The organism is Pediococcus stilesii (genome assembly GCF_001437075.1).
GTDB lineage: Bacteria > Bacillota > Bacilli > Lactobacillales > Lactobacillaceae > Pediococcus > Pediococcus stilesii.
On record NZ_JQBX01000005.1, the window covers coordinates 85,513 to 112,291 of the forward strand.

31 protein-coding genes, 1 other RNA gene and 1 other annotated feature are annotated in these 26,779 nt (G+C 37.8%); of the genes, 4 read left to right on the forward strand and 28 right to left on the reverse strand.

Annotated features, from left to right (window positions below; all coding sequences use genetic code 11):
* Window positions 1–98: 98 nt before the first annotated feature.
* The 8 genes from hxlB to IV81_RS03330 form a co-directional block, all read right to left on the reverse strand.
* A complete protein-coding gene (hxlB, locus tag IV81_RS03295; protein WP_057802265.1) occupies window positions 99–641 on the reverse strand; it encodes a 6-phospho-3-hexuloisomerase in 543 nt (180 codons plus the stop codon).
* Window positions 641–1,264 carry an orotidine 5'-phosphate decarboxylase / HUMPS family protein gene (locus IV81_RS03300; protein ID WP_057802267.1) on the reverse strand — a complete coding sequence of 208 codons (624 nt, stop codon included), beginning with the start codon at window positions 1,262–1,264 and terminating at the stop codon, window positions 641–643. The genes hxlB and IV81_RS03300 overlap by 1 nt, the downstream gene beginning before the upstream one ends.
* Window positions 1,264–2,226, reverse strand: coding sequence for a sugar kinase (locus tag IV81_RS03305; protein ID WP_057802269.1), 963 nt, complete (start codon window positions 2,224–2,226; stop codon window positions 1,264–1,266). Before IV81_RS03305 ends, IV81_RS03300 begins: the two co-directional genes overlap by 1 nt.
* Before the next feature lie 43 nt (window positions 2,227–2,269).
* Window positions 2,270–3,562 carry a hypothetical protein gene (locus tag IV81_RS03310; RefSeq protein WP_057802271.1) on the reverse strand — a complete coding sequence of 431 codons (1,293 nt, stop codon included), beginning with the start codon at window positions 3,560–3,562 and terminating at the stop codon, window positions 2,270–2,272.
* Window position 3,563: 1 nt separating this feature from the next.
* Window positions 3,564–4,313, reverse strand: coding sequence for a sugar phosphate isomerase/epimerase family protein (locus IV81_RS03315; RefSeq protein WP_057802272.1), 750 nt, complete (start codon window positions 4,311–4,313; stop codon window positions 3,564–3,566).
* Window positions 4,314–4,336: 23 nt separating this feature from the next.
* Complete coding sequence (locus IV81_RS03320; protein WP_057802274.1) at window positions 4,337–4,594, reverse strand: hypothetical protein; 258 nt, start codon at window positions 4,592–4,594, stop codon at window positions 4,337–4,339.
* 455 nt (window positions 4,595–5,049) lie between these two features.
* A complete protein-coding gene (locus IV81_RS03325) occupies window positions 5,050–5,424 on the reverse strand; it encodes a hypothetical protein (RefSeq protein WP_057802276.1) in 375 nt (124 codons plus the stop codon).
* 70 nt (window positions 5,425–5,494) lie between these two features.
* Complete coding sequence (locus tag IV81_RS03330; protein WP_057802277.1) at window positions 5,495–5,989, reverse strand: cysteine hydrolase family protein; 495 nt, start codon at window positions 5,987–5,989, stop codon at window positions 5,495–5,497.
* Window positions 5,990–6,121: 132 nt separating this feature from the next.
* Window positions 6,122–6,368: a binding site (T-box leader), on the forward strand.
* A 66-nt stretch (window positions 6,369–6,434) separates the two neighbouring features.
* Here IV81_RS03330 and asnA point away from each other — a divergent pair.
* Window positions 6,435–7,442: an aspartate--ammonia ligase gene (gene asnA / locus IV81_RS03335; RefSeq protein WP_057802278.1), complete on the forward strand. Its 1,008-nt coding sequence runs from the start codon at window positions 6,435–6,437 to the stop codon at window positions 7,440–7,442.
* Window positions 7,443–7,589: 147 nt separating this feature from the next.
* Here the strand turns inward: asnA and IV81_RS03340 are convergent, their stop codons facing one another.
* The 18 genes from IV81_RS03340 to IV81_RS03420 form a co-directional block, all read right to left on the reverse strand.
* Window positions 7,590–8,234, reverse strand: a complete 645-nt coding sequence (locus IV81_RS03340; protein WP_057802280.1) for a redox-sensing transcriptional repressor Rex — start codon at window positions 8,232–8,234, stop codon at window positions 7,590–7,592.
* Window positions 8,235–8,248: 14 nt separating this feature from the next.
* Entirely contained in the window at window positions 8,249–9,226 is a 978-nt protein-coding gene (locus IV81_RS03345; RefSeq protein ID WP_057802282.1) for a serine hydrolase domain-containing protein, read from the reverse strand.
* 21 nt (window positions 9,227–9,247) lie between these two features.
* The gene (gene tsaD, locus IV81_RS03350; protein ID WP_057802283.1) at window positions 9,248–10,285 is read right to left on the reverse strand and encodes a tRNA (adenosine(37)-N6)-threonylcarbamoyltransferase complex transferase subunit TsaD; all 1,038 of its coding nucleotides are present in this window, start codon (window positions 10,283–10,285) and stop codon (window positions 9,248–9,250) included.
* On the reverse strand, window positions 10,272–10,868 hold the full coding sequence (gene rimI / locus IV81_RS03355; protein WP_057802285.1) for a ribosomal protein S18-alanine N-acetyltransferase: 597 nt from the start codon (window positions 10,866–10,868) through the stop codon (window positions 10,272–10,274). The genes tsaD and rimI overlap by 14 nt, the downstream gene beginning before the upstream one ends.
* The gene (tsaB, locus tag IV81_RS03360; RefSeq protein ID WP_057802287.1) at window positions 10,849–11,577 is read right to left on the reverse strand and encodes a tRNA (adenosine(37)-N6)-threonylcarbamoyltransferase complex dimerization subunit type 1 TsaB; all 729 of its coding nucleotides are present in this window, start codon (window positions 11,575–11,577) and stop codon (window positions 10,849–10,851) included. Before tsaB ends, rimI begins: the two co-directional genes overlap by 20 nt.
* A gap of 161 nt (window positions 11,578–11,738) precedes the next feature.
* A complete protein-coding gene (galE, locus tag IV81_RS03365) occupies window positions 11,739–12,731 on the reverse strand; it encodes a UDP-glucose 4-epimerase GalE (RefSeq protein WP_057802289.1) in 993 nt (330 codons plus the stop codon).
* A 51-nt stretch (window positions 12,732–12,782) separates the two neighbouring features.
* The gene (locus IV81_RS03370) at window positions 12,783–13,520 is read right to left on the reverse strand and encodes an acyl-[acyl-carrier-protein] thioesterase (RefSeq protein WP_057802291.1); all 738 of its coding nucleotides are present in this window, start codon (window positions 13,518–13,520) and stop codon (window positions 12,783–12,785) included.
* Window positions 13,521–13,535: 15 nt separating this feature from the next.
* A complete protein-coding gene (gene rsmI, locus IV81_RS03375; RefSeq protein ID WP_057802292.1) occupies window positions 13,536–14,408 on the reverse strand; it encodes a 16S rRNA (cytidine(1402)-2'-O)-methyltransferase in 873 nt (290 codons plus the stop codon).
* Between the two features lies 1 nt (window position 14,409).
* Window positions 14,410–14,757 (reverse strand): DNA replication initiation control protein YabA, encoded by a 348-nt coding sequence (locus IV81_RS03380; RefSeq protein WP_057802294.1) that lies wholly within the window; start codon window positions 14,755–14,757, stop codon window positions 14,410–14,412.
* Window positions 14,758–14,761: 4 nt separating this feature from the next.
* Window positions 14,762–15,757 carry a DNA polymerase III subunit delta' gene (holB, locus tag IV81_RS03385; protein WP_201780913.1) on the reverse strand — a complete coding sequence of 332 codons (996 nt, stop codon included), beginning with the start codon at window positions 15,755–15,757 and terminating at the stop codon, window positions 14,762–14,764.
* Window positions 15,758–15,774: 17 nt separating this feature from the next.
* Entirely contained in the window at window positions 15,775–16,110 is a 336-nt protein-coding gene (locus IV81_RS03390; protein WP_057802298.1) for a cyclic-di-AMP receptor, read from the reverse strand.
* Window positions 16,111–16,125: 15 nt separating this feature from the next.
* Window positions 16,126–16,755 carry a dTMP kinase gene (gene tmk, locus IV81_RS03395; RefSeq protein ID WP_057802300.1) on the reverse strand — a complete coding sequence of 210 codons (630 nt, stop codon included), beginning with the start codon at window positions 16,753–16,755 and terminating at the stop codon, window positions 16,126–16,128.
* 165 nt (window positions 16,756–16,920) lie between these two features.
* On the reverse strand, window positions 16,921–17,520 hold the full coding sequence (recR, locus tag IV81_RS03400; protein ID WP_057802302.1) for a recombination mediator RecR: 600 nt from the start codon (window positions 17,518–17,520) through the stop codon (window positions 16,921–16,923).
* Between the two features lie 25 nt (window positions 17,521–17,545).
* The gene (locus IV81_RS03405) at window positions 17,546–17,860 is read right to left on the reverse strand and encodes a YbaB/EbfC family nucleoid-associated protein (protein WP_057802304.1); all 315 of its coding nucleotides are present in this window, start codon (window positions 17,858–17,860) and stop codon (window positions 17,546–17,548) included.
* A 14-nt stretch (window positions 17,861–17,874) separates the two neighbouring features.
* A complete protein-coding gene (gene dnaX, locus IV81_RS03410) occupies window positions 17,875–19,635 on the reverse strand; it encodes a DNA polymerase III subunit gamma/tau (RefSeq protein WP_057802306.1) in 1,761 nt (586 codons plus the stop codon).
* 76 nt (window positions 19,636–19,711) lie between these two features.
* Window positions 19,712–19,798: signal recognition particle sRNA small type (gene ffs / locus IV81_RS09205), an RNA gene on the reverse strand.
* 49 nt (window positions 19,799–19,847) lie between these two features.
* Window positions 19,848–20,333, reverse strand: coding sequence for a nucleoside deaminase (locus IV81_RS03415; protein ID WP_057802308.1), 486 nt, complete (start codon window positions 20,331–20,333; stop codon window positions 19,848–19,850).
* Window positions 20,326–20,931 carry a class I SAM-dependent methyltransferase gene (locus IV81_RS03420; protein WP_057802310.1) on the reverse strand — a complete coding sequence of 202 codons (606 nt, stop codon included), beginning with the start codon at window positions 20,929–20,931 and terminating at the stop codon, window positions 20,326–20,328. The genes IV81_RS03415 and IV81_RS03420 overlap by 8 nt, the downstream gene beginning before the upstream one ends.
* Window positions 20,932–21,136: 205 nt before the next feature.
* On the opposite strand from IV81_RS03420, the gene nrdH reads away from it, so the two are divergent.
* The 3 genes from nrdH to nrdF all read left to right on the forward strand — a co-directional run bounded on the left by nrdH (window position 21,137) and on the right by nrdF (window position 24,603).
* The gene (nrdH, locus tag IV81_RS03425; RefSeq protein WP_057802312.1) at window positions 21,137–21,367 is read left to right on the forward strand and encodes a glutaredoxin-like protein NrdH; all 231 of its coding nucleotides are present in this window, start codon (window positions 21,137–21,139) and stop codon (window positions 21,365–21,367) included.
* 99 nt (window positions 21,368–21,466) lie between these two features.
* Window positions 21,467–23,632 carry a class 1b ribonucleoside-diphosphate reductase subunit alpha gene (gene nrdE / locus IV81_RS03430; RefSeq protein ID WP_057802314.1) on the forward strand — a complete coding sequence of 722 codons (2,166 nt, stop codon included), beginning with the start codon at window positions 21,467–21,469 and terminating at the stop codon, window positions 23,630–23,632.
* Window positions 23,633–23,649: 17 nt separating this feature from the next.
* Window positions 23,650–24,603, forward strand: a complete 954-nt coding sequence (gene nrdF, locus IV81_RS03435) for a class 1b ribonucleoside-diphosphate reductase subunit beta (RefSeq protein WP_057802316.1) — start codon at window positions 23,650–23,652, stop codon at window positions 24,601–24,603.
* Between the two features lie 246 nt (window positions 24,604–24,849).
* Here nrdF and IV81_RS03440 read toward each other — a convergent pair whose 3' ends face one another.
* Entirely contained in the window at window positions 24,850–25,716 is an 867-nt protein-coding gene (locus IV81_RS03440; protein WP_057802318.1) for an ABC transporter permease, read from the reverse strand.
* A gap of 1 nt (window position 25,717) precedes the next feature.
* The gene (locus tag IV81_RS03445) at window positions 25,718–26,611 is read right to left on the reverse strand and encodes an ABC transporter ATP-binding protein (protein ID WP_057802320.1); all 894 of its coding nucleotides are present in this window, start codon (window positions 26,609–26,611) and stop codon (window positions 25,718–25,720) included.
* Window positions 26,612–26,779: the final 168 nt, after the last annotated feature.

Here is a 26,779-nt window from a genome sequence, read left to right on the forward strand (position 1 = left end):
TAAAAATTAATAGTTTGCATAAAAAAATACCGGAGATTATTCATCTCCGGTATTTTATCGGCAGCTTTTAGTCAGCCAATTTGAGTATTTTTAATTGATTATTCCATGTTAGAATGTGTCGACTTAGCCGAATCATTTGAGACATGATCCCGACGACTTAGCATTAAAGTCAAAACGTCCAAAGTAACATGAACACTTTGATCAAATAGTGAACTTAGCAACTGAATGGACTTTACCCCATCGCCAGTTTTTGTAGCACCAGGAACAACCACCGTTGCGTCGCCTAATTGTCCTAGAGGAGAATCAGCATTGCTAGTCAAAGCAACAATCTTCACACCATCGTCTTTAGCCTTTTGAGTCAATTCGAGGACACTACCTGTTTTTCCAGATCCTGAAACTGAAACCAAGACATCTTCGAGTTGAATCGACGGTGTAATTGTTTCACCAACAACGTACACTGTATAACCAATGTGCATTAATCGCATGGCAAAACCCTTCGCCATTAATCCTGATCTTCCAGCACCCAAAACAAAAATTCGACGATCCTTTTGAATTATATTTTCGGCATCCTTTAGTTGATCCTCTTGGACCATCCCCATTACTTCGTTGATTTCTCCAAGAACTTGATCGATTAGCTCCATTAGTTCATTACCTCCATAAATTTTTTAGCCATAGCAACTGGGTCACTGGCTTTCATAATTCCGCCACCAACAATGACACTCTCGACAATTCCTTGTTTGGCCAATTTTTGGGCGACTTCTAAATTAATTCCGCCGGCCACTGAAATACGGCTAATTTTAGGGAACATGTGATGAAATTCGGCAACCGTTTCAACAGCATCAAATCCAGTTTCTGCGTCCATTGCATGGTGGATTCCATAAATCGCGTTACTGAATTCAGAAATTTCTTCGCGCTTATTTTGGTGGATTTCCATCATATCAATAAACATGTCTTTTTCCCGTTCTTCAGCGATCGCATAAACTTTTTCAATCGTATCAACCGCAGACGCACCCATAACGGTCAGAATGTCTGCACCGGCATCAAACCCTTTATCAAACTCGTAAGGACCTTCGTCAATTGTTTTCAAATCAATCAACAGCTGTGCATGCTGTAAATTTAATTTTGAATTCTTAATCGCAATTAATCCATAATCCTTAACAAGTGATGTTCCAAATTCAATGATATCAACAACTGAATCCAGTTGGTTAGCAATTTTAACCGCGTAATCCAAATCTACTCGATCAATTGCAACTTGTAATTTCATTATTCTTCTTGAACCCCCTCTTTTTTGTAAAACGCAGTTAATTCATCAGGTGTCGGATAACCATCATTATCACCTGGTGTTTGAACCTGCAAGGCTCCAACAGCATTTCCACGTAGAACGGCGCTCTTTAATGACTTGTTTTCAAGCAAGGCGGTAATTACTCCTAGAGCAAATCCATCGCCAGCTCCTACTGTATCAACAATATGATCAACTTTAAAGCCCTTAACGGTAAAGGATTCCCCATCCTTATTCTTAACGAATGCTCCATCCGGGCCAATTTTAACGATGACCGTCTTAGTTCGCTGGCCCTTGAGGTAGAAGTCAGCAATTTCTTCAGGATCTTCTGAGCCCATTAAAATTTTTCCTTCTCCCACTCCCGGAAGAACGATGTCAGCAAACCCAGCTAAGTCATTAATTGTTGTCCGCATGGTTTCTTCGTCTTTCCACAATGGTGGTCGTAAGTTAGGATCAAAAGTAATCAATGTTCCCTTTTCAACCAAACGATCCATTAAAGTCCGAAATGTTTCTTCCGCCGTATCAGAGATGGCTGGAAAAATACCTGACATATGAGCAATTTTAACATCGTCCAAGTCGACATTTTCAATTACATCTTTTGTAAGGTGCGCTGCAGCAGAACCACGACGATAATTATACGTCTGGGGATCGCCTTTTGTCACCATATCTTTTAATTGAAATGCAGTCCAATACCGGGAATCGCTACTGATATACTTTGTTCCAACCGCATGACTTTTAATTGTTTTGATAACGAATTCGCCAAGGGGTTCTTCTCCTACCCCAGAAATATATTCGACCGAATGTCCAAGACGTTTGACACCGATGGCCACGTTCAGTTCCGCTCCTCCCAAAATTTTATGGAATTCAACGGCATCTACCAATGAAACATCGGGTTCTTTTGACGCAAAAGTTGTGATTGGTTCTCCAATTGTAATAACTTCACTCATTTTAAAATCCCCATTTCTTTTTTAATTTATTCAAATTTTTAATTTATCCAAAGAAGTAATAGACTAACAGTTCATTAATAATCGTTACAATCCACATGACGGGAACACCATGTTTCAAGAAGTCTTTTGATTGAACTTTCATGTAGCTCAATCCCCATACGTTCCAAGACTGCGTGATATCCGTCGAAACCGCCAAAATTGCGGGTGCGTAAAGGAGCGGAATTAAGAAGGAATCGTTGAATAATCCGGTTCCTGATAGGACCGCTGCAGTCGCTGCACCAGCACCCCATAGATGAAGTGGCCCACGGAATAACGCCAATGGTGCCAAAACACCCAATGCTAACGCCAAAACTAGATGGCTATTTGGTAAGATTGCAGCAAATAGTGGTTTAAAACGAACCGCATCAAGTGAAGCAGCACGACTAAACATAATCAATGCCATCAAGAACATAATTAATCCGGCAATATCGCTGACCGATTGTTGAATTGTATTATTTAAGAATTCAACAAATTTCTTGTAGCCCTTCATCTTGCCAGTTAATAACATCGCTAAAATTGTTGCTAACGTTAGAGATGGAATTGCATCCCATTTAAAAATCATATTCATCAATACTGGCACGATTGGAATAATGTAAGTTAAAACGCTAACGTTTGACTTTCCATCATCACTCGGCTGTTCTGCACCAATTATTTCCAAATTTTGTTCAGCATTGGCAGGATCAATTCGACGTCGATTCAAGACGAAGAAAATAATTACGGCAAGCAATTGAACTACCCCGGCAATCGCTGCAAAGATTAGATATTTACCACCATAAACGGCATTTGGAAAGAAGGCCTTTACCTGGTTGTATAAAACAACGTTCAAATACATTGGTGCCCCAATTGCCATTGAGAAAACAGATAATGCTAAATCACGCGGAATACCAACCGATAGCATGATTGGAAGTAAGATAACACCAATGGCGATTACCGATCCAACACCATACGCGCTAACAAAAATAAATGACGTAACAAGTAAAATCAGAATTCCAGCTAAGACTGGATGTTTCTTACCAACCCGATTAGTCTGTTGTGAAATTGCCGGAGCAATCCCACTATCAACCAAAACTCGACCAAACCACGAACCAAAAACAATGTAGATGATCGTCGGCCCGTAATTTAATGCCGGTTCCGCAAACACTTTTTGAATAACAATGTTAGCCGGGATCATTCCCACAACCGACCAAATAATCGCCATTACGAAGAATCCGATTACGAGATTTCCACCCTTAATAATGTAGTATGTAAAAAATACAAACGTTATTAAAAGTAAAATCGCACTAATTGTTGAAACCATATTATTCACCTACCCCCGCTCGGAATACCTTGATTTGTTCAAGAATTTGTTCATCATCCTTCATTGGGTATTCCAAGGCAAAACTCACGTCATGTGGCAAGTATGAAATAATATCTTTCCAGTCAAACATTCCTGTATTTAAATCATCAGAAGTTACCATCGTTCCATCTTGATCAATTGTGTTTTTAAGATGAATGTAGTGCGTATATTTCGCCAAATCTTTTGCGCTTTGAACTGCATCACCATGTGTAAATCCCCAGTTACCAAGATCATAAACATAGCCCAATTGAACTAGTCCTGCGTCATGAGCAGCATCTAAAAAGGTTTTAATGGCTTTAACAGTTCCAGATACCGGCGTTTGATCATTTTCAACGTTCATTTCAATTTGATCCAAAGGTAGTCCCTCAAAAGCCTCTTTTAAATCACCAGTAAAGCGATCAAAATGACCCGTATTGAATTTAATCTTGCTAATTCCCATTACTGATCCTTCGTCAAAATATTGCTTCAATTTAGGATTGATCGTTCCATCTTCTAAAAATACTTCGTCTGGAACACTGTAATTGACAATCAAACCTTGTTGTTTAGCGTGTTCACCAACTGATTTTGTTTCTTGTGCAGTGTCGGTGAAATATTCACGACGAACTTCGATTCCATCAACACCAAGCTTGGCTACTCGATCAACAAGTTCGGTTTGAGTTGTTCCTTCTTTGACAGCGCTTTCAAAAATCCATGTATTTAAAATTAAGTTCATTTTATTTTCCCCCATTCGGTTTATTAATAACGATTAAGTTGTTTAACACGAGCCATTAATTCATTGAAAGATAAATCTTTGAATTTCTTTTCATCAGTGCTATTAAAATTAGTATTTTCAATCTTATTAAAATCTTCAATCAAATAATAAGCTGTTAAATAACTAAGCAAATATTTCTTGGCCTCGTCTAAAATTTTAGAGTTATCAACGTCTTTTTTTGACACAGACTCAGCAAATTCCATTGCAAATTTTCCAGAGTCAATTAATGTTCTATCAGCCATTTCCTAACCTCCATATTAATTTATGTTCTTATGGTAAACGTTTAACCATAAAATGTAAAACCTTTTATCTGATCTAAGTATCAGTCCATATGGAAATGTTTTCAACAAATATACCTATCTTAGTTAAACGTTTTCCTCTAATAATCAATATACCATATATTCAATAAGAAAAAGCGTAGTTTTTAAAAACAAAAATATTTTAGTTTACTTTTTTAAAATCCGTCAAAGATTGTTCTTTAGGTAATTTTTATTCACAGGGTTAACCAATCGGCAATATTGGTGATAAGTTTTTTTAATAACCAAAAGCTTAAATCGCATTAATCTTTTTGTCCTCCTCGTTATAGGATCGAACGGAAAACAAAAAAATTCAGATAAAAAACTGAATTTTTTTCAGCTTCTATCTGAATTTAATCATTATTTTCGGTCAAAAATCATCGAATTGATAGTCCCATGTATTAATTCCATTTAATTTGGAAAGCATTTTTTCCACGAATATCCACGATACTTTCTAAACTTCCAGATTCTTTTTTAGCTTCTTCCGCCGATATTTGAGTGTATGTAATTCGCTTGGTAACTTTAGGATTAATTGGCAATTTACAATCAACAATAATTCTATCAGCCGTTGAAATTGTTAAATTAAATTCATCGTTCACCGTTACAATTGGATTCATTAATAAAACCCGATCGCCTGTCTTAAACTCAATCGATAGAATCTGATCTTCAAAAGAAGTTTTCGCTATTTCAAAAAAGAAATCCAAATTTTCACTAAAAGATTTGCCATAAATACTAAAAATTCCACCCTTAGTGTTCACTATTAAGCCTTTGTCCATGTTAGATACCCCCGCTATTTTTTACAAAATAATCATAACAATTTTTGGCAAATTAAACTTCAATGACGAACTAATATAATTTTAAATAACGGTCCTTCCATATCGTCTCAAAAAAACTAATCGTCTGTGAAGCCGTCATGTACGCATTATCATACGTCGATGTGGCGCCCTTTTTCATTTGGACCTGGAAACCTAATCCATGCGCAAACTTAACCGTAGCATCAATACAATACTCAGTTTGTGCTCCACAAATTTCAATTGATTTTGCGTTAATCTCCTCGAACGTCGACATCAAATTCGTATGGAAAAAAGAACTTGCATGTGTCTTACCCAAAAAAGTATCCGTTGGCCGTTGATCAATTCCTGGGAGCAACTGCCATGCGCTTGAGCCTTGTTCCAGCCCCTCTTCATGATGACGAATAAAAGTAATTGGTCGATGGGCAATCCGATAGCTTTGAATAATGCTATTCGTATTTTCAACTAGCTCACTTAAATGATCAATATCACCGTTTGAATGACAAACCCCATTCTGCAAATCGATTACTAACAAAACATCCGAAATCATACGCTTCCTCCAATACTAACTTTTCTCTAAAGTACTCTTTTTAGCGGCTAAAAACCATTAATCTTTTAAAAATTAAATTTAAATTTTACATTTTCAAATTTAAATGCTATTATAATAAAAAATTAAAAAATGATGAAGACAAAAAGAGAGACGAGTAGGTTTTAACATTCTGTCAGTGAGTTGGGATTAGTGCGAACCCGATCAGACCCTGTTGATTCTGAATAACACTTTCTTAGTTTCTAACTGAAATAACTCATGTTATAGTAGGCTTAGACGTTACCGGTACGTTACCATTCGGAGGAGTATGTTAGTACTCTTATTGAGGTGGCTCATTTATGAGCAACTGGGGTGGTACCGCGAAAAGTCTTTCGTCCCTTTAGTTGGGATGGAAGGCTTTTTATTTTGTCCTCAAAATTTAATAAAATTAAAAAAGGAGAACTACGCTATGCATTTAATCATACCCGAATCATATGATTCAAAATTAACCGTTCGTGAAACTCAAGAAGCAATTCGTTATATTCGTGAAACTTTCCAAGATGAATTTGGTAAAGAATTAAATCTTTCTCGTCTATCAGCGCCCATGTTTGTCCCAAAAGATACCGGATTAAATGATAACTTAAATGGTGTTGAAACCCCCGTTTCGTTCACCATGGAGGATATGCCCGGTGAAGACATTGAAATCGTGCACTCCCTTGCAAAATGGAAGCGGGTTGCATTAAAGCGTTTTGACTTTAAAATTCATAGTGGCCTTTATACCAACATGAATGCCATTCGTAAAGACGAAGATTTGGACAACATTCATTCAATCTATGTTGACCAGTGGGATTGGGAAAAAGTGATTGCAAAAGACGAACGGAACTTGACAACTTTAAAAGACACCGTTAAAAACATTTTTAAGGTTATCAAACATATGGAACACGAAGTCTGGTATAAATATCCACAAGCTGTTCATCATCTTCCAGACCAAATTCACTTTGTTACCACTCAAGAATTAGAAGATCGTTTCCCCGACCTGAGTCCCAAAGAGCGTGAAGATGCCATTTGTAAAGAATTAGGTTGTGTATTTTTAATGCAAATCGGCGGACCAATGCGTAGTGGAAAGCGCCATGATGGACGCGCACCGGACTATGATGACTGGAAGTTAAACGGAGACATCCTATTTTGGTATGAGCCTCTTCAAAAGGCCTTAGAAGTATCTAGTATGGGTATTCGAGTTAGTGAAGAATCGATGTTAGAACAGCTTAAAGCCGCTCATGCTGAAGACCGCATTAAGTTACCTTATCACCAAATGCTTTTGAACCACGAACTTCCATATACAATTGGCGGTGGAATTGGACAATCGCGAATTTGCATGCTCTTACTTGGTAAGGCACACGTTGGCGAAGTTCAAGCTAGCGTTTGGCCCCAAACGATGATCGATCAATGTGAAAAAGCCGGAATTCATATTTTATAATTAAAAATCTCTAATAACCGCTGAAAATTAATGATTTTAAAATAAAAAAACGGTATCTAAGCTTGCGATGTATACCTCAAGAGTAAAAGTGTGAACTTTTATTTTTGAAATATACAGCATCCGCTTAGATACCGTTTTTAATTACTTTTAAAATAGATCGGCTTGATTTTGATGGTTAATCGAATAAATTAATGCTTGAAGTTCGACTGATAAATCAACATTTTGAACAATAACCCGACTGGGGACGTCGATTAATTCAGTTGTGAAATTCATAATTCCATGAACTCCAGCTTTAACCAACATATCGGCCATTTTCTGTGCAGCCGAAGCCGGAACGGTTAAAATTGCAACCGTAATATCTTGTTCCTTAATTTGTTCTTGGATGTCGCTAATATCATAAACCGGAACCTTACTTTGCACAGTACCCACAATTTCTTGGTTAACATCAAATGCTGCGCTAATCCGAGCGTTCCCGATTTGGTGGAATTTAAAGTTCAACAGCGCATGACCTAGGTTTCCCACCCCGATTAAAGCAACATTAGCAGTTGTATCCTGCTTTAATGCATCATTAAACAACATCAGTAACGTTTTAACGTCATAGCCATATCCACGCCGTCCCATTTGACCAAAATAAGAGAAATCGCGACGAATCGTTGCTGCGTCAATTTTTAATAGGTCTTCTAAAATTGCAGAAGAAACTTTGTCTTCGCCCTTTTTCGATAACTCACTCAAACAACGATAATATAACGGGAGTCTCCTAGTTGTTGCCTCAGATAATTTCATCTTTTCCATTTATTCCACCTCCTCTACTTGATTACACGCAATAGACCATTGGCCATTTCTTCTCGAGCATCTCTGTCCTCCACGAAATCATGCAAAACAACCATTCCCTGTTGCTTTTTTAGGTTAAAGGCAATAATTCCAGTTGGACTTTTACCGTAAAAGATGTCTTTATCCTCTTCAAATCTACTCCAGCCCAGCGACTGTCCGTCGATATCAAAACGGTCAATCACGTCAAATAGCTGCGGATCTAATATTTCTTTTCCTTGGTAACTTCCACGACTAAGCATCATTTCGGTGAAAACGGTTAGGTCGTTTAAAGTTGAGAATAGCCCCGCATAGCCACTCTCACCATTTAACAACAGTCCCAACTTATCTTCAACTTGCCCCTGAATTTGGCCCCGTTTGGCGTCTTTTCTCGTCGGAACAAATCTAATTTTAGGTCGGTTAAGGTTAAATCCGGTATTGGTCATTGCTAAAGGATATAGAATTCGATCTTGGACAGTTCGATCAATCGAGCCATCCACAGCCCGAATTATAATTCCCAAAACAGCAAAGTTTAGTGGTGAAATTTGGACATGATCGCCTGGTTTGAAATCCAAATTAACATTATAAAGAGCATTTGTAAACTCAACACCAGTAAAATGATTTGTGCCATTAATTTCAACTGGCAGCCCGCTAGTGTGCGTCAACAAATGTAATATTGTAATTCCTGCGTTTTTAAAGCCCGGTAGATATTTAGTCACTGGGTCTTTTAGTCCGACCTCCCGAATTGCCAACAACTGAAAAATTCGAGTGATTGTTGCAATCACCTCTGTCATTGAACCCAAATCATAAATCATCGATGGGTCTAGTGCGATGGCTAATTCGTTTTCACCCTGAACGCCTTCGTAGCGACTTTCAATTTCGTTTGGCAAAATAAGACTATACGAAGCGCCAAAAATATTATGGTCGTCAATTCCTTTTTTTATAACCTGATGGATTTGATGCATTTGTTCAGTCATGTCGTTCACCTGCTCTTTACTTTACTTAACCGCTTCTGGTTCCCAATCAAACTCTAAACTTGGATCGGCGTTCAATGTCATGTCAGCAAACTGGTCGTGTCGCATTAGCATTTCACCAGCGGCTCCGATCATTGCACCGTTATCCCCGCACAGCTTTAATGGTGCCTTAACAAAGTCCAAATCGTCAAGCTTTTCACTAATTTTTGCATCAAGTGCATCCCTTAACCCCCGATTTGCAGCAACTCCGCCAGCCAGAATTAATTGCTTGATATCTAATTGTTCACAAGCACGGACCGTTTTGTCAACAATTACGTCTACGACACTTTGTTGAAAACTCGCAGCGAGGTCCGCTTTGCTCAATTCCTCGTTAATTTGATCAGCATGGTGCACTGTATTAATAAACGCACTTTTTAGTCCACTAAAGCTAAAATCGAAGTTATCCTCATGTTCCATTGCCCGTGGAAAATGAAAGGTATCTTGACCTTCATGTGCCAGCTCATCGATTGCCTTACCAGCGGGATATTTTAATCCCATTACCCGGCCAACCTTATCATAGGCTTCGCCTGCCGCATCATCTCGCGTCTCGCCGATGATCTTAAATTCGTTTTCAGATGGCATATAAACTAATTCGGTATGTCCGCCAGAAACTAACAGTGCCAATGATGGAAAGACAATGGGCTTGACAAACCGAGCCGCATAAATATGTCCAATCATATGGTTAACTGGGATTAATGGTAGATTATTGGCGTATGCAAATGCTTTAGCCGCTGAAACGCCAACTAATAATGCGCCAACTAGTCCCGGTCCATAGGTTACTGCAACCGCGTCCAAGTCTTTTTTATCAACATCAGCTTGTTTTAACGATTGATCGATGCAAATTGTTATTTGCTCAATATGATGTCGGCTGGCTACTTCAGGAACGACTCCCCCAAAGCGCTGATGACTATTAATTTGAGTGGCAATAATGTTAGATAAAATTATATCACCATTTTTAACAACGGCCACACTGGTCTCATCACAACTTGATTCAATTGCTAATATTAAACTATTTTGATCCACGATATCCTCCTCGCCATTTCGATAAATCTAGTGTCATATCAATCGCGTCTTCATGATCACCGAAATAATATCTCTTTTTTATTCCAGTTTTTTCAAATCCAAGCTTTAAGTATAGCGCTTGTGCTGTAATATTGCTCTTTCGAACCTCTAAAGTCAGCGTTTTGTATTCAATAAATTGTGCTTTTTTTATAATCGCTTCAATTAAATACGAACCAATTCCGCGATTTTGATATTCAGGAATAATAGCAACATTGGTAATATGCGCCTGTTTAGAGCGGTCGTCAAATGATGCGCCGATGAAACCGAGTAGTTGATCATTATGCCTAATTACCAGGTATAAACGATCTAACTTTCTTCGCAATTCATTAGCAAACGCCATTCGATCCCATGGTGTTTGACCATCATAGACCGCACGCTCAACCGCTAAAATTTCTGGAATATCAGTATTAGTCGCTTGAGCAATAAAATAACTTTGACCCTCAATCACGACGTTATGATGCTGAATTTCAAAAGCTTGCTCTCTCAAACGACGAGTTCGATTAAAAAAAGTATACTTCACCCAATTAATTAATTTGTCTAACATATGATTCTTTATTTTCATCGTTTGGATGCTTTTCCTTCCAATTTCTTTCGGCTTCGGTTACCCGTAAATATGCCGGCACAAAAGTATACACATTTTCCAGTTCTTGCCTGTTCATTCCTAGCAGTCCAAGTGCATAGGCATTGGGTAAACTATTTAAGTCACTTGAGTGTTCAGCCACAACAATTAACGTGTCTTCAACCAGTTGTTGAAAATCTTTAAACTGTGTTGTAACAAAATAAACTGGTCTCCCTAACTCGTTAATTTTGTTTAACAGTTCTAGAAAATTAATGTGCTGATCTTCGACTACTTTTTTAATTTCTAAGCCGTTCTTTTCATAAATCCCTGCGAAAACATTTCCATTGCGGGCATCAAAGAACGGAACAACCAAACCGTCTTGCGTCGCATTTGGAACTAACATTTCTAGACTTGAAATTCCTACCAATTCAATCCCCAATGTCAATGCGAGCGTCTTTGCCGTTGTTACCGCAATTCTTAATCCCGTGTACGATCCTGGCCCTTCGGCTACAACAATTCGATCTAAATCAGCCAATTTAATTCCCGCTTCTTCAACAGTTTGTGAAATAATTGGCATCAATTGCTTACTATGATTTCGTTTGATATTGGTCGTTTGCATCGCTAATAGCCGTTCAGAATCTAAAACTGCCACGCTAAGGGCAATATTAGACGTGTCTATCGCTAAAATTTTCATTAATTTCGCTCCCTTAATTTATCCCTTTTTACATTATCCTACAGAAAAGTTATAACGACAACTAGCTGTCTAATCTCATTTTCCAAAATCAGTTTATGGTGCAAAAATAAGAGGCCGAGAATTTTATCTCCGGCCTCCTTTAAACACTTTGAACCGCCTAATTAACGGTCCTCATAACCATTGGGATGTTTTTTAGTCCAATTCCAAGCAGTCTTGATAATTTCTTTCACGTCGTCATACTGAGGATTCCAGTTTAATACCTTACGTGCCTTAGCACTGGCGGCAATTAATGAGTCTGGATCGCCGGGGCGTCTTGGAGCAATTTTCGCTGGAATTTTTTCACCAGTTGCAATCCGTGCCGCTTCGACCATCTGTTTAACAGAGAACCCTGTCGATGAACCCAAATTAAATACGTCACTTTCATTTCCATCTTTAAGATAATCGATCGCCAAAATATGAGCATCGACCAAATCAAGTACGTGCACATAATCACGGACATTGGTTCCGTCCGGAGTATTATAATCGTCACCGAAAATCTGGAGCTGCTCCCGTTTTCCTAAAGCAACTTGTAAAATAATAGGAGTCAAATGCGTTTCTGGTCCGTGATCTTCGCCAATTGAACCATCTGGATAGGCACCGGCAACGTTAAAGTAACGTAGCGCTACAAATTTAATTCCATACGCCTTATCTGCCCATTTGATAATTTTTTCCATCATCAATTTACTTTCACCATAGGGATTGATTGGTTCTTGGCGATCCGTTTCTTCAATTGGGGATTTTTCTGGTACTCCATAAGTAGCGGCTGTCGATGAAAAGATAATTCGTTTAACATCATGATCACGCATCTCTTCTAATAATGCGACCATTCCGGCAGTATTGTTATCAAAATATTTAAGTGGCTTTTCCATCGATTCTGGTACAATCGAAAAAGCCGCAAAATGAACCACTGTATCAATACTTTCGCGATCAAAAACACCCTTTAAAAAGGCATGGTTCCGCACGTCACCTTCATAGAATCGTACATTAGCGCCAACCGCCGCACGGTGTCCTGTTGACAGGTTATCAACAACGACAACATCATTTCCCTTTTCAATTAAACGTTTAACCATATGAGAGCCGATATAGCCAGCCCCACCTACTACAAGAATACTCATTAATTTATCCTCCAATTAAACTATTAGCGTTAACTACGCTTTATTGTAACCTTAACGGTGACTCCATTCAACGTTTGCTTCACAACATAAAGTATTACCAACAGAAATTTTATGACTACTTTTCAAACTTTTTTGATCAAAACTAACAGCACTGTGCACCATTTGATGCGGTTGAATCTCAACATGGTAACGAATGTTAACCATCGTTGGAAAATAGTTATTTAAAACTTCTTCATCGACTGTATTAAAAACCCACTCAAAATACTTCGCATTATTAACATGATGATTGGTATCAATATCAAAATAGCGAACCGCATAATCTTGACTGTTTTCAGTTCCTTCGACATCGCTTAATTTTGGCAAACGAATAATTCGCTTAACTTTATCGGACTCGTAGGACTCAATGAGCTCTGGTAAGAGTTTATGCATTCTTCGCGTTGTTCGATCCATCAACACAAAAATTGACGTTGTCTTAACAATTACTTTTCCAGTTTGGTCTTTAATCCAAAAATCACGCTGACAGAAGTAATCATTGTTATTAACTGCCTGCGTCCCAACCAGAACTTCTTCACCAACTCGAGGCAATCGCGTAATATTCATCGTATACTGCGTAATTACCCATCCTAAGCCCGTTTGATCGACAACTTCGGGGCCAACTCCTAGTGCTTGACTCTGATTATCAGAAATTAAAATCATTACATTGATCATCATCGAGATGGTCATCGTTCCGGTTTGATCACCTTCGTAATATGTCACCAGGTGTTTTTCTTCATATTTCTTTCCGGGCATCTTTCTCTCCTACCTTTATAACTGATGATAAATGTCGTATACTTCTTGCCTTGTTAAGCCTCTCAATTTAGCAACCTGCTTGATTGCGACGGTTGGCTTAACCTGTTCTTCATCTATTATTTTTTGCACATGTTCGTTAATAGTTAGAGCATCCCATTCACTTCGAACACTGGCCTGTGGATGCGCATTACCCTCAACAATCACCACGAACTCGCCTCGAATTTCATTTTCATGAATCCACTCACTCACTTCTTCAATTGTGCCACGGACAAATTCTTCATATCTCTTTGTTAGTTCACGAGCCAATACCATCTTTCGCGTTGGACCAAAGCTTTCACCGATATGTTTAATCGTTTTGGCCAGACGGTGTGGTGCTTCATAAAAGATGATGGTATTTGAACCATTTTTTAAAGCATCCAGTTCATCTTTTTGTTCTTTAGTTTTTCGAGACAAAAAGCCATAAAAAGTGAATGGTTGCGGTGCGATTCCTGAAGCAATTAATGCTGTTATCCCCGCGTTCGCTCCTGGTAACGGGACCACGTTTAAATGCTTAGCCACCGCCGCTTTTACTAGTTCATGGCCTGGATCACTAATCGATGGCATTCCAGCATCGGACACTTGAGCAATTTTCTTACCTTCTTCAAGCATCTTTAAAATGGTTGGAATTCGCTGCTGAGTGTTATGTTCATGAAAACTCATTTGTTTAGTTTCAATTTCAAAATGATTTAGCAACTTTTGTGTATTGCGCGTATCTTCGGCTAATATCAAATCTACACTATTTAAAATTTTAATGGCCCGAAAAGTCATATCTTCAAGGTTTCCGATTGGAGTCGGCACCAAATACAACATTCCTCTGTCCGGTTCAATAAAGCTTTTTTGAGTTAACATCTTATCGATCTCCATAAATTACGGTCAAACAAAAGGCACATTCTTCTTCACCTTCGCGATGTTTTCCAAAAAACTCGTTACAAATGTGATAACCACTGGCATATAACTTTTCTAAATTTTGAAGTGATTTCGAAAGACCGTGTTTTGTATTTTTGGTATGTTCATTTTCATGCTCATTGGCCGTAGCCTGTTCCAGCCGCGCTCTTAAATGTTGATTTTCAATTTTTAGTTCGGCATTTTCTTCCATGATTTCAGTCATGGCACTTTGGGTCTCGTGTAGTTTATTTAACAAATCCTCAGTATTCCGCGTGACCTCTGTTATTTGATCAAATAAATCTTTTTTATCCACACCATCACCCTCTCATTTTAAATAAATTACATAATTCAATTGTTGCTTTTTCAACAATTCCCTGAAAGTTAATATTTTGATTCAATTTATTTCGTAGCGGAAGCATTATATCTGAAACCATCAGCAACTTATTAACGGTTGTTTGCGCAGCCAATTCAGCCAACCGTGGCCGACTCGATTCGTACGCAATTTCCTTTTGATTAAATTTTAATTCTAATAAATCCATTGCGTATAACAGCATTAAATCTAGAATTTTTTCTTGATGCAAGCGGTCCTTTGCCAACGCCATTAACTTTGTTTGTACATCAACAAAAGCCGTTATATCACCATTCGACGCAGTTAAAAACCATTTCTCTAAAGCCTTATGCGCATCATTAATCCAATCATTTTCAAGCAATTGATCAATCTCATCCGCTGCATTAGTCAATCGAACCAGAATTTTTGCATTCGATTCCAAAACGCCTCTTTCAACAAGATTTTGAATTAATCGTGCTTTTTGTAGCGGTTTTAATTCAATAATTTCAGTCCTCGAAATGATTGTTGGCAGCATTAAGCTTCTACTCTCCGAAAGTAAAAATGCAGTAACATTGCCCGACGGTTCCTCAATGAATTTAAGCAAACTGTTGGCAGCACTAGTGGTCATCTTATTGGCATGTTCAATAATAAATACCTTTCTGGAACCCTCTACACCACTTTTAGAAAACTCAGCCTTTAAAAAGCGAACCTGTCCAACCTTAATTGATTGTCCATCCGGTGCGACCTCGACGACATCAGGATGTTGGCCCGACATGATTCTTGTGCATTCTTCACAGACCCCACACGGCTGATTTCCCTGTAGATTAATACAAAACAAACGCATTGCTACCCACTGCGCTACCTCTTTTTTACCAATACCATCGGCACCGGTCAACAGGTACGCATGTGCTAGATGTTGGTTAGCAATCATCCCGTTAAAACGCTTGATAATTTCAGGTTGTTTTTCCACAGCCTGATTAACCATGTTCTTCACTTCTTCCACTAGAATCGTTCAAATTGATCGACTGGTAGAACTAATACCGTAGCTCCACCAACTTGAACTTTAATTGGATATGACGTTGTTCCCTCCATGTTAACATCCATGTTAACAGAAGGTGTCATGTACTCTTCGCGTGTATGACTGGCCTTTTTGATCAATTCAAGAACTTCTTGAACACGTTCTTCTTCAATTCCGATCATAAACGTCGTATTCCCAGATTGTAGAAATCCTCCGGTTGTGGATAACTTTGTTGCGCGAACATCGTTATCAATAAATACATCACTTAATCGACTTGCATCCTTATCCTGTACAATTGCAATAACTAATTTTGTTGCCATAGTCTTCATCCCCCACTATTTTATAACTTGATCTAATATTTTAATTGTGTCACCTTTAACGGTTTCTAAATCCTGACTAGCATCAATAACCACGATCCGTTCAGGATATTCTTTTGCTAATTTCAAATAAGAATCTCGTACCCGTTGATGGAAATCCAATTTTTCTAAATCTAATCGATCCACATCATCGGTTCGGTTTGTCATAATTCGCTTTAAACCTAATTCAGACGGGACATCCAAATAGATTGTCTTCTCCGGCAACTCACCCTCTGTTGCAAAAAGATTCATGTCATAAACAGCTTTTTCACCAATCATTCTTCCTGCCCCTTGGTATGCGATTGAACTATCCACATATCGATCACAAAAAACAACATGATTTTGTTGAAGTGCCGGTAAGATTGTTTCTACCAGGTGTTGACGCCTTGCTGCCGCGTACAATAACGCTTCTGTCCTTGAGTCCATTTCAGTATTTTCTTTATCAAGAATTATTGATCGAATTGCTTCTGAAATCGGGTTACCGCCGGGCTCTCTTGTTATCGTTAGTTGATCCTTTAAGCGCTTTCTGTAATGATCCACCATTGCTTGAAGAATCGTTGTTTTGCCTGCCCCATCGGGACCTTCAAATGAAATAAAATGCCCGTTCACCAGTATTTACCCGCCTTGCCTATTTAATATTTATTATTTTCATTCTACTGTACATTTTAGAGACTGTCTATTGACCAAAAATAAAATTATTCAATATCAATTTTAAAAAAATGAGCTAACGCACCATCAAAATTGCGTTAACCCATTTAAAAAATAATTTTAAAGTTACATCTCTGTTCGTCCTTCGACAGCTTTATACAAAGTCATTTGATCGGCATATTCGATATCACTTCCAACCGCTAGCCCATGGGCTAAACGAGTAACTTTAATTCCAGAAGGTTTTACTAGCCGAGAAATATACATTGCTGTTGCCTCGCCCTCCGGAGTGGCATTGGTTGCAATGATTACTTCCTCAATTGCTTCATTTTTTTGCAAACGCGTTAGCAGACTTGCAATGTTGATATCTTCTGGTCCCTTTCCGTCCATCGGTGACAAAACGCCGTGTAAAACGTGGTAGAGTCCGTGATATTCTTTCATTTGTTCCATAGACATAACATCTTTAGAATCTTCTACCACTAGGACCGTCTTTTGATCACGCGATGGATCTTGACAAATCTCGCACGGATCTTCTTCCGTAATATTTCCACAGATACTACAAAACTTTAGATCGCGTTGAGCCGAAATTAAAGCTTTAGCAAAATTAGTTACATCGTCTTTTTCCATGTCTAAGGTGAAAAAAGCTAAGCGGGTTGCTGTTTTATATCCAATTCCCGGCAACTTCATAAAGCTATCAATTAATTTAGCGATTGGTTCTGGATATTGCATTTTAGTTTACCACCTATAACTTAAATTACATTCCAGGCATCCCACGGGTGTACTTTCCCATTGTTTTGTTAGTTTCACTATCAACCTTATTCATTGCGTCATTAACTGCCGCTACAATTAGGTCTTGTAACATGTCTGGATCGTCTTCATCAATTGCTTCAGGATTAATTATAATATCCTTCATTTTGTGATCACCGGTAAAAACGACTTTAACCATTTCATCTGGAGCTACTCCGGTAAATTCAGTTTCGTTTAATTTTTCTTGTTCCTGTGTCACTTGCTTTTGCATCTTTTGCATTTGACGCATCATACTTTGCATATTTCCCATTCCACCACGCATATTTATTACCACCTTTAATTTTTTTCTATTTTTACATTTTCTGATCCAAATAATTCAACGGCTTTATCCACAACTGAATTATCCGTTTCTTCGTTTGGTTTTGGTTCCTCTGTCTCATCAGTGCTTTCTTTTTCACGTTCATTTTTCTCAAAATGATGCGTATTTAAAAATCCAGAACGAACCGTTGGCCACTCTTCCACTGTAACATAAACGACCTTGAAATCAGAGCCCGTTAATTTTGCTAAATTCTCCTGAAGTTCGCTTCGGAGTGCTTCGTTATCCACCGCTTTTTCAAACAAAAAGTCGTAACTAAACGCGACCACTACTCCGTCTTGGCTAGCAGCAACTGGCTTAGATACGTGCATTAAGGCCCGTTGCGTAACTGATAGCATATCCATTAAATCGCGCCAAAGCTCTTGCATTTCTTGTAAATTGTTCTTGGTTGCATTTTCCAAAATTGGATATATTTTGGTCAAATTAGCTGGCGTTTTAGTCTGCTTGCCTGAGGTAGCTCTTTTTTGTGGTTTAGCCTTACTACTCGTTGTTTTACCAGCAGGCTGACCGCCACCGTTTTGTTTGAGTTTTTGTATTTCTTTTTTTAATTGATCAATCTCTAAACGAAGATGATCAACTTCTTCAGCCTCAGAATCTGGAGCATTACCAACACCTGCCGCCTGGACGGGCTGTGAGTCTGAACGCTGGGATAGCTTAATTGTTAGTACTTCTAGATAGACATCAGGATGCGTCGTAAATCGCATCTGCTGTTGAATATCATTTAATGTATCTATCATCTGATACAGTTCTACTCCCGTAACCATCTTCGCTTCTTCAACAAATTGATCCGAAAGGTCATTTAGACTCTGATCGCGAACTAATTCTGGATCTTCTTGATACAACAATATATTGCGTTGAACGGTAATTAAATCTTCAATCAACCGTTGGCCATCTTTACCTTCATCCAAAATTTGGTGTAATGTCTCTAACGCCTTAGACGTTTCTCGATTAAAAACTTGCGTTAAATACTGGTCCAGCAGTGTTTGATTGACACTTCCCGTTACCAACAGTGCATTATCCAGTGTAACCTCTTCGTCACCAAACGAAATTACTTGATCTAGGATACTAAGGGCATCCCGCATTCCACCTTCTGCAGCCTTGGCGATGATTGATAGGGCCTTTGGATCATACTTAATTCCCTTGCTATCCAAAATGAAAACCATTCGGTCATAGCTTTGGGCCGGAGTAATTCGTTTAAAATCAAAACGTTGAGTTCTTGATATGATTGTTAATGGTATTTTTTGCGGTTCGGTTGTTGCCAAAATAAAAATCACATTTGCTGGTGGTTCTTCCAATGTTTTTAATAAAGCGTTGAAAGCCCCCGTTGAAAGCATATGAACTTCATCAATGATATAGACCTTATAGTCCGCCTCGGTTGGCGCATATTTTGCCTTATCTCGAATATCTCGAATTTCTTCGACGCCATTGTTAGATGCAGCATCAATTTCAATTACATCATTTAACGTTCCCGCAGTAATCGCCTTACAAGTCACACATTCGTTACACGGCTCACCATCTTTTAGAAAATGGCAATTAACCGCTTTAGCAAAAATTTTAGCTGCGGAAGTTTTCCCGGTTCCACGCGGTCCGGTAAAAAGATAGGCATGACTGGTTTGCTTTGTCATTAAGGCATTTTTCAACGTCCTTGTAACAACGTCTTGACCAACCATGTCATCAAATCTCTGTGGACGCCAAACTCGATACAATGCTTGATAGCTCATTTGATATCCTTTCTAAAATTGTTTTTTTAAAGAAAGAACCCTTAGCCCAATGGACTAAGAGTTCGTTTATTTGCTCAATAACTTAAGGCACAAGCTAGAACAGACTTAGTGCTGCTTCCTTCCGGACCTGACACAATTCGTAAGCCTAACCTTGCCTCAAGGCCTTACGGCAATAACTATGATACTAGAATTTCCAAAAAATTTCCACTATTTTACTTAGTTTTTTTTCTTCTTTGGCGAATTTCTTTAAAAAAAGTTTTCATTAGTTGTGCCGCTTGTTCGGATTGAATCCCCTCAACTACTTCAACTTGGTGATTTAGCCTTGAGTCTTCAAGCACGGTATACAAGCTCCTGACTGCACCGGCCTTCGGATCTCGTGCTCCAAAAAAAACTGCTGGTAGTTGTGAATTAATGATTGTTCCACTACACATTAAACAAGGCTCGATCGTTACAAATAATTGACAATCCCATAGCCGCCAACTATTCAAGAATGCACAAGCCTCTGTTATCGCTAAAACTTCCGCATGCGTCGTTGCATCCTGTGAATGTTCTCTTAAGTTATGACCTCTGCCAATGATTTGACCATCATGAACAACCACCGCACCAATTGGTACCTCATCAATCATTTTAGCAAACTCTGCTTCTTTAATGGCTTCATTCATGTAAAACGTGATTTCTTCTTCAGTTAATTTATTCATGTTCACTTCTTAAAATATAATATCCCTTATTCTTTTTTAAAACTTCAACGTTGCCAAACGTACTTTCCATTAATTTTTTGGCAGATGGTGCACCCTGTTTCTTTTGCAAAACAATCACAAGTTGTCCACCGGGAACTAGATGTTGTCTAGCTTCAGAAATAATTGTATCGACAACAGTTTTTCCCGCTCGAACGGGCGGATTAGAAACAATCGTTGTAAAATTAGTACTTTCAACGTTGATGTAAGCGTCCGATTTATAAATTGTAGTTTGCCGGTCAACACCGTTAGCTTGTGCATTTCTCTTCGCCAATTCCAAAGCGCGTTCGTTAACATCCGTCATTTCAACTTGAAGATTACTAAACTTTTTGGCAAGTGCAATTCCAATTGGACCATATCCGCATCCCACATCCAAAATTCGTTCATCTTTTTGACTAATTTGTAGTGCCTCAAGTAACGTTCTGGTTCCAAAATCAATCGTATTTTTAGAAAAAACACCACGATCCGATATAAAATTTAATTCATGCCCCAAAAGCTGATAGCTCCAATGCTTCTCGGCGTGTTCCGCGTTCGGATTTTCAGTAAAATAATAATCTGTCATTGAAAAGTCCTCCATTCTCTATTAATATGATAGCGTATTGTAAATTCAGTTACCATCTAATTTAACAAGTAAATTACTTACCGGTTATAGCACAATATATAGTGGACTAAGCTAATCGCGAACTATATATTGTGCTTTTTTAGTTGAATTTGGCATGATTTGTTGTATACTTAGAACCAAGATCAAGAAATAAGGGGGATCATTTATGAAGACTGTAGTCGTATATACCAAAAACAATTGTATGCAATGTAAAATGACAAAGCGTTTCCTTTCCGAAAACGGAGTTAACTTTGAGGAACGTAATATCAATGTTAATCCAGAATATATTGATTATTTAAAAAATAAAGGTTTTCAAGCCGTACCTGTTGTTGAATTTTCTGAAGAAAACGCCGTTGCTGGCTTTAGACCTGATTTATTAAAAAAATTAGCGATCTAGTTCATGCTCAACGCTAATTCATCGTCTGGAACGTTCTATTTTACGATTTTAAGAGAACGTTCTTTTATTTTTGATTAATGAAAGGAAAGGATTCAAATTATGACCCTAAAAGACCTAAAAGATGTTACTTACTATGATTTAAATAACGAAATTAATATCCCTGTTAACAACCAAATCCCGTTAAATAAGGATCACGATGCCCTTGCCGCATTTTTGGCTGAAAACGTCAACGCCAATACGATGAAGTTTGATTCATTACGTGATCGTTTTGATTATTTAATTAAGGAAGATTACATTGAATCCGCACTGATTGATAACTATTCATTCGAATTTATCGAAAAACTTTACGATTACTTAAAATCACAAAACTTTCATTTTAAATCATTTATGGCCGCATATAAATTTTATGCTCAATACGCCTTAAAGACGAACAATAATGAATATTACTTAGAAAACTTTATTGACCGCGTAGCAATGAACGCCTTATACTTTGCCGATGGTGATGAAGATCTAGCAATGAATATTGCGGATGAAATTATTCATCAACGTTATCAACCCGCAACGCCTAGCTTTTTAAACGCAGGGAGAAAACATCGTGGCGAATTAGTTTCGTGTTTTCTAATTCAAGCAAATGATGATATGAATTCAATCGGTCGAACAATTAACTCCGCTCTGCAACTTTCAAAGCTTGGTGGTGGCGTTGGTATTAACCTAACCAACCTACGTGAAGCCGGTGCCCCAATCAAAGGAATCGAAGGCGCTGCTAGTGGCGTTGTTCCGGTAATGAAATTGCTAGAGGATAGTTTTTCATACGCTAATCAACTTGGCCAACGTCAAGGAGCCGGTGTTGTTTACTTAAACATCTTCCATCCTGATATTATTTCGTTTTTATCTGCCAAGAAAGAAAACGCAGATGAAAAAATCCGAGTAAAAACTCTTTCACTTGGAGTCGTAGTTCCGGACAAATTCTACGATCTAATCAAGCATGACGATGACATGTTCCTATTTAGTCCTTACAGCGTTGAAAAGGTTTATGGAAAACCATTTGCTTACGTTGATATTACTAAAGAATACGACAACATGGTCAATAACCCTGAAATTAAGAAGTTTAAGGTTAAAGCCCGAAATATTGAAAACGAAATTTCAAAGCTTCAACAAGAATCCGGCTATCCTTACGTTGTTAACGTTGACACAGCTAACCGCGATAATCCAATTTATGGAAAAATCGTTATGAGTAATCTTTGCTCCGAAATTATGCAGGTCCAAACACCTTCTGTAATTGACAACAAGCAAAATTACACTAAGTTAGGAACCGATATTAGTTGTAACCTCGGCTCAACTAACATTGTTAACATGATGCAGACCCCTAACTTTGGTAAATCCGTCGAGACAATGGTTAAAGCACTTACTTTTGTGACCGATCATTCAGATATTGATGTTGTTCCTTCAATTCAAAACGGAAATGCTCTTGCGCACACAATTGGTTTAGGGGCAATGGGGCTTCATGGTTACCTTGCTAAGAATCACCTCTACTATGGTGAACCTGATTCAATTGAGTTCACTAGCGTTTACTTTATGTTATTAAACTACTGGACACTTAAAGCTTCTAATGCAATTGCCAAAGAACGTCAACAAGTTTTCCACAACTTTGATAAAAGTAAATATGCGGATGGTTCGTATTTTGATAAATATCTTGAAAAAGACTTCGGACCTCAATCGGATCGCGTAAAAGAATTATTCGCAGGAATTGACATTCCAGATATTGACGACTGGAAAGCACTCAAAGCCGATATCATGGCCGATGGACTCTATCATCAAAACCGAATGGCGGTCGCACCAACCGGATCAATTTCTTACATTAACGATGCTACTGCTAGCCTTCAACCAATTGTTAATCGCGTTGAGGAACGTCAAGAAAAGAAAATTGGAAAAATTTACTTCCCAGCTCCATATTTATCGAACGATACGTTAAAATACTATCAGTCAGCTTATGACATTGATATGCGAAAAGTGGTTGATATTTACGCGGCCGCCCAACAGCACGTCGACCAAGGAATGAGTATGACCTTCTTCATGCGTTCAACAATTCCTGCTGGAATCTATGACTGGAAGGAAGGAAGAACTGAAAAGATGACAACCCGTGATCTTAACATTCTTCGTAACTATGCTCATCACGAAGGAATTAAATCAATTTACTACATCCGGACCTTTACGGATAACGACGGTGAAGTTGGCGTAAATCAATGTGAAAGCTGCTCAATTTAACGGACGGAGGATTTTTAATGGAAAACTATAACGCAATTAACTGGAACGCTGTTTCAGATCAGATTGACAAAGCAACCTGGGAAAAGCTTACCGAACAATTTTGGTTGGACACTCGAATTCCGATTTCAAATGATCTTAGTGACTGGCGTGAACTGGATGAAGACCATAAGTGGGTTGTCGGCCACGTATTCGGTGGTTTAACTTTACTTGATACTCTTCAATCACAAGATGGAATGGCTGCTCTTAGACGTGATATTCGGACCCCTCATGAGACGGCTGTATTAAACAACATCCAATTTATGGAATCTGTTCATGCTAAGAGTTATTCGTCAATTTTCGAAACTCTAAACACCCCTTCTGAAATTGACGAAATCTTTGATTGGAGTGACTCAGAAGAATTTCTCCAAAATAAAACCAAACGCATTTATCAGTTGTATCACGACGATGAACATCCATTAAAGAAAAAGATTTCTAGTGTATTTCTTGAAACTTTCTTATTCTATTCTGGATTCTTCACTCCGTTATATTATTTAGGCCATAATAAATTAAACAACGTTGCTGAAATTATCAAATTAATTCTACGTGATGAATCAGTTCACGGAACTTATATTGGATACAAGTTCCAACTAGGTTTAAAAGAACTTGGTGACAATGAACAACAGGACATCAAGGATTGGATGTACAACTTCCTGTATGACTTATATGACAACGAAGAAAAATATGTACACACGCTTTACGATGATATTGGTTGGACAGACGAAGTATTAACGTTCACACGTTATAACGCTAATAAAGCCTTGATGAATCTAGGTCAAGATCCTCTGTTCCCCGATACAGAAGCTGATGTTAATCCAATTGTTATGAATGGTATCTCAACTGGAACATCAAATCATGACTTCTTCTCACAAGTTGGTAACGGCTACCGCCTTGGTAACGTTGAAACAATGAGTGATGACGACTACAAGATTTAAATATTATCAATACTGATAAATAAAATAATTCCCCTGTCATTAACAGATGAAAAATCGAAATTCATTTGTTAACGACAGGGGGATTTTTTTATGTCTAAAAACTAGTATTTGTAAAAAATTTTAGTTTATTGAAGTACCCAAAAGTTAAAATACTTAATTTTGCGTTAATTATTTTGTCGACTTGAAGGGACCAAGTCTGTGCACGGATTTTAACATCAATTTCTGTTTTTTATTTTGCACCTAAATTTATTCTTTTTCGACAGCAGCGTTACGGCTATATCTCATTAATCCTAAAGAAAGAAACAAAAATAAAACAAAAAATAATATCAATATTAAAATGATTTGTTCATTTGATAACGATTTCCCTATGTAAATGCGAATTCCTAATTCCTTTTCTAGAATACTTCTCTGTCCTAGAGCATCTCCCGTAAATTTTTGATTCATTGTTTTTTCTAATAAAATTTGACGAAATAATGCTGCATTGTAGGGCGCGGGCGTTAATTTCATTAAGGTTTGTGCAGAAACTGGTACCGCACCAATAGGCAAATATACTCCTGCAAAAAATCCCGAAGCGGTACCAATAATCGTTCCAAGTCGACCAAGAGTATCTATTTTCTTGACAAGGCTAAGACATAACAAATTAAAAGCGGTCCAAACCAAACTACTTAGGCAAATTACAATTAATATTTTACCAAGTAGAAACCATGGCATTATTAATTGATCAACTATTGCAAAATATCCATACATAACGCTTAACATGGCTAATTGCATCACTATACCTATTATAAATGCACTAAGTAAGTATCCTAACTGTAATTTCCAAAATTCAAGCTCGGTCATTAAAAAATCTGCTAACTGTCCACGTTCCCGATCTATAATCATCTGACTCAGAGCATTTTGCGTAGTAGTAATGGCTGTAACCGTTAATGTTCCGCCAGTCAACCAAGGATCTAAGATGTCAGTTTCTTTTCCAAAGGGTAATCCATTGGTTATTTGTGATTTAAGAAAAATTATATATAAGATGAATGCAATCAGTGCGCCTAATAACGAAAACACAACATTACTTTTACTGACAAAAAATAGCATCAAATTTCTTTTTACAAATTTATTCATATCATCGAATATCCTTTCCAGTCAGCGTTAGAAAAATTGTATTCATATCATCTTTTTCGCATTCAAAGTCTTCAATGTAACGGCGATAAGTACTTAAAAAATTTATCACCTCTTGAGTACTATCTATTTGAATAATAACGTGATTGTACTCTTCACTTATCGAAAGGTAAGTATCCTTAACTTCTTCAACTAATTTACTAGCCTCATTCGTTGTAATTGTTAACCTATACTTAGCATATTTTTTTCTTAGTTCCTCCATTGAGTCTTTTACAATAATTCGTCCATGATCCATGACGAAAACAAAATCTGCTTGTTCGGTTTCCTCCAAGTAATGGGTTGTTAAAATAACTGTCATTCCAGTAACTTCCCTAATTTCATGGATGACTTTCCAGATAACTTTTCTTGTTTGAATATCTAATCCTGTGGAAGGTTCATCCAACACTAGAATTTGAGGCTTATGTATTAGGGCCCTAACAATATCTACCCTTCTTCTTTGTCCGCCCGAAAGTAATCCGTATTTTTGCTTTAAAATTGGACGTAGACTAAACCAATCCAATAGTTTATTCAGCCATGCATTTGACTTAAGCGAATACATACCCGTTCGAATTTTTAAATTTTGTTCAACGGTTAAATCTGAATCCAAAACGCTATTTTGAAAAACGACACCAAACTTTTTGCGATATTCGTATGTCCCAACCTTTTGCCCATCTAGTTGGATTGTTCCTTCAGTTGGCTGAATTAAGCCTGTTAGCATATTAATAATTGTCGTCTTCCCAGATCCGTTGGGCCCTAGTAACGCAATAAATTGACCTTCCAAAATGCTCATATCCACATTTTTTACAGCAGTCAATGTTTTATATTTTTTAGTCAAACCGCTTACAACTAAACTACCCATAACATGCCTCCCTAAATGAAATTATTATATCATTAAAAATAAATGATCATTAAATTAAACTAGCTATTAATGGCGTTTACTTGTTGAACTCTTTTAAATTAAACCTTTTCAAGCATTTATACACGCAGGATTAACCCCAACAAAAAATGGCTGTACAATATTTGGTGT

Coding starts and splice junctions, on each gene's coding strand:
- IV81_RS03325 (WP_057802276.1), bottom strand. CDS start 5,424: ATGGACAAAGGCTTAATAGTGAACACTAAGGGTGGAATTTTTAGTATT.
- recR (WP_057802302.1), bottom strand. CDS start 17,520: ATGCAATATCCAGAACCAATCGCTAAATTAATTGATAGCTTTATGAAG.
- nrdE (WP_057802314.1), top strand. CDS start 21,467: ATGACCCTAAAAGACCTAAAAGATGTTACTTACTATGATTTAAATAAC.
- IV81_RS03300 (WP_057802267.1), bottom strand. CDS start 1,264: ATGAAATTACAAGTTGCAATTGATCGAGTAGATTTGGATTACGCGGTT.
- galE (WP_057802289.1), bottom strand. CDS start 12,731: ATGAGTATTCTTGTAGTAGGTGGGGCTGGCTATATCGGCTCTCATATG.
- IV81_RS03440 (WP_057802318.1), bottom strand. CDS start 25,716: ATGAATAAATTTGTAAAAAGAAATTTGATGCTATTTTTTGTCAGTAAA.
- tsaB (WP_057802287.1), bottom strand. CDS start 11,577: ATGAAAATTTTAGCGATAGACACGTCTAATATTGCCCTTAGCGTGGCA.
- rimI (WP_057802285.1), bottom strand. CDS start 10,868: ATGTTAGACAAATTAATTAATTGGGTGAAGTATACTTTTTTTAATCGA.
- dnaX (WP_057802306.1), bottom strand. CDS start 19,635: ATGAGCTATCAAGCATTGTATCGAGTTTGGCGTCCACAGAGATTTGAT.
- nrdF (WP_057802316.1), top strand. CDS start 23,650: ATGGAAAACTATAACGCAATTAACTGGAACGCTGTTTCAGATCAGATT.
- IV81_RS03415 (WP_057802308.1), bottom strand. CDS start 20,333: ATGAATAAATTAACTGAAGAAGAAATCACGTTTTACATGAATGAAGCC.
- IV81_RS03345 (WP_057802282.1), bottom strand. CDS start 9,226: ATGACTGAACAAATGCATCAAATCCATCAGGTTATAAAAAAAGGAATT.
- IV81_RS03330 (WP_057802277.1), bottom strand. CDS start 5,989: ATGATTTCGGATGTTTTGTTAGTAATCGATTTGCAGAATGGGGTTTGT.
- hxlB (WP_057802265.1), bottom strand. CDS start 641: ATGGAGCTAATCGATCAAGTTCTTGGAGAAATCAACGAAGTAATGGGG.
- IV81_RS03340 (WP_057802280.1), bottom strand. CDS start 8,234: ATGGAAAAGATGAAATTATCTGAGGCAACAACTAGGAGACTCCCGTTA.
- IV81_RS03315 (WP_057802272.1), bottom strand. CDS start 4,313: ATGAACTTAATTTTAAATACATGGATTTTTGAAAGCGCTGTCAAAGAA.
- IV81_RS03445 (WP_057802320.1), bottom strand. CDS start 26,611: ATGGGTAGTTTAGTTGTAAGCGGTTTGACTAAAAAATATAAAACATTG.
- IV81_RS03405 (WP_057802304.1), bottom strand. CDS start 17,860: ATGCGTGGTGGAATGGGAAATATGCAAAGTATGATGCGTCAAATGCAA.
- IV81_RS03390 (WP_057802298.1), bottom strand. CDS start 16,110: ATGGCAACAAAATTAGTTATTGCAATTGTACAGGATAAGGATGCAAGT.
- nrdH (WP_057802312.1), top strand. CDS start 21,137: ATGAAGACTGTAGTCGTATATACCAAAAACAATTGTATGCAATGTAAA.
- IV81_RS03370 (WP_057802291.1), bottom strand. CDS start 13,520: ATGCCCGGAAAGAAATATGAAGAAAAACACCTGGTGACATATTACGAA.
- asnA (WP_057802278.1), top strand. CDS start 6,435: ATGCATTTAATCATACCCGAATCATATGATTCAAAATTAACCGTTCGT.
- IV81_RS03320 (WP_057802274.1), bottom strand. CDS start 4,594: ATGGCTGATAGAACATTAATTGACTCTGGAAAATTTGCAATGGAATTT.
- IV81_RS03310 (WP_057802271.1), bottom strand. CDS start 3,562: ATGGTTTCAACAATTAGTGCGATTTTACTTTTAATAACGTTTGTATTT.
- IV81_RS03305 (WP_057802269.1), bottom strand. CDS start 2,226: ATGAGTGAAGTTATTACAATTGGAGAACCAATCACAACTTTTGCGTCA.
- IV81_RS03420 (WP_057802310.1), bottom strand. CDS start 20,931: ATGACAGATTATTATTTTACTGAAAATCCGAACGCGGAACACGCCGAG.
- holB (WP_201780913.1), bottom strand. CDS start 15,757: ATGGTTAATCAGGCTGTGGAAAAACAACCTGAAATTATCAAGCGTTTT.
- rsmI (WP_057802292.1), bottom strand. CDS start 14,408: ATGTTAACTCAAAAAAGCTTTATTGAACCGGACAGAGGAATGTTGTAT.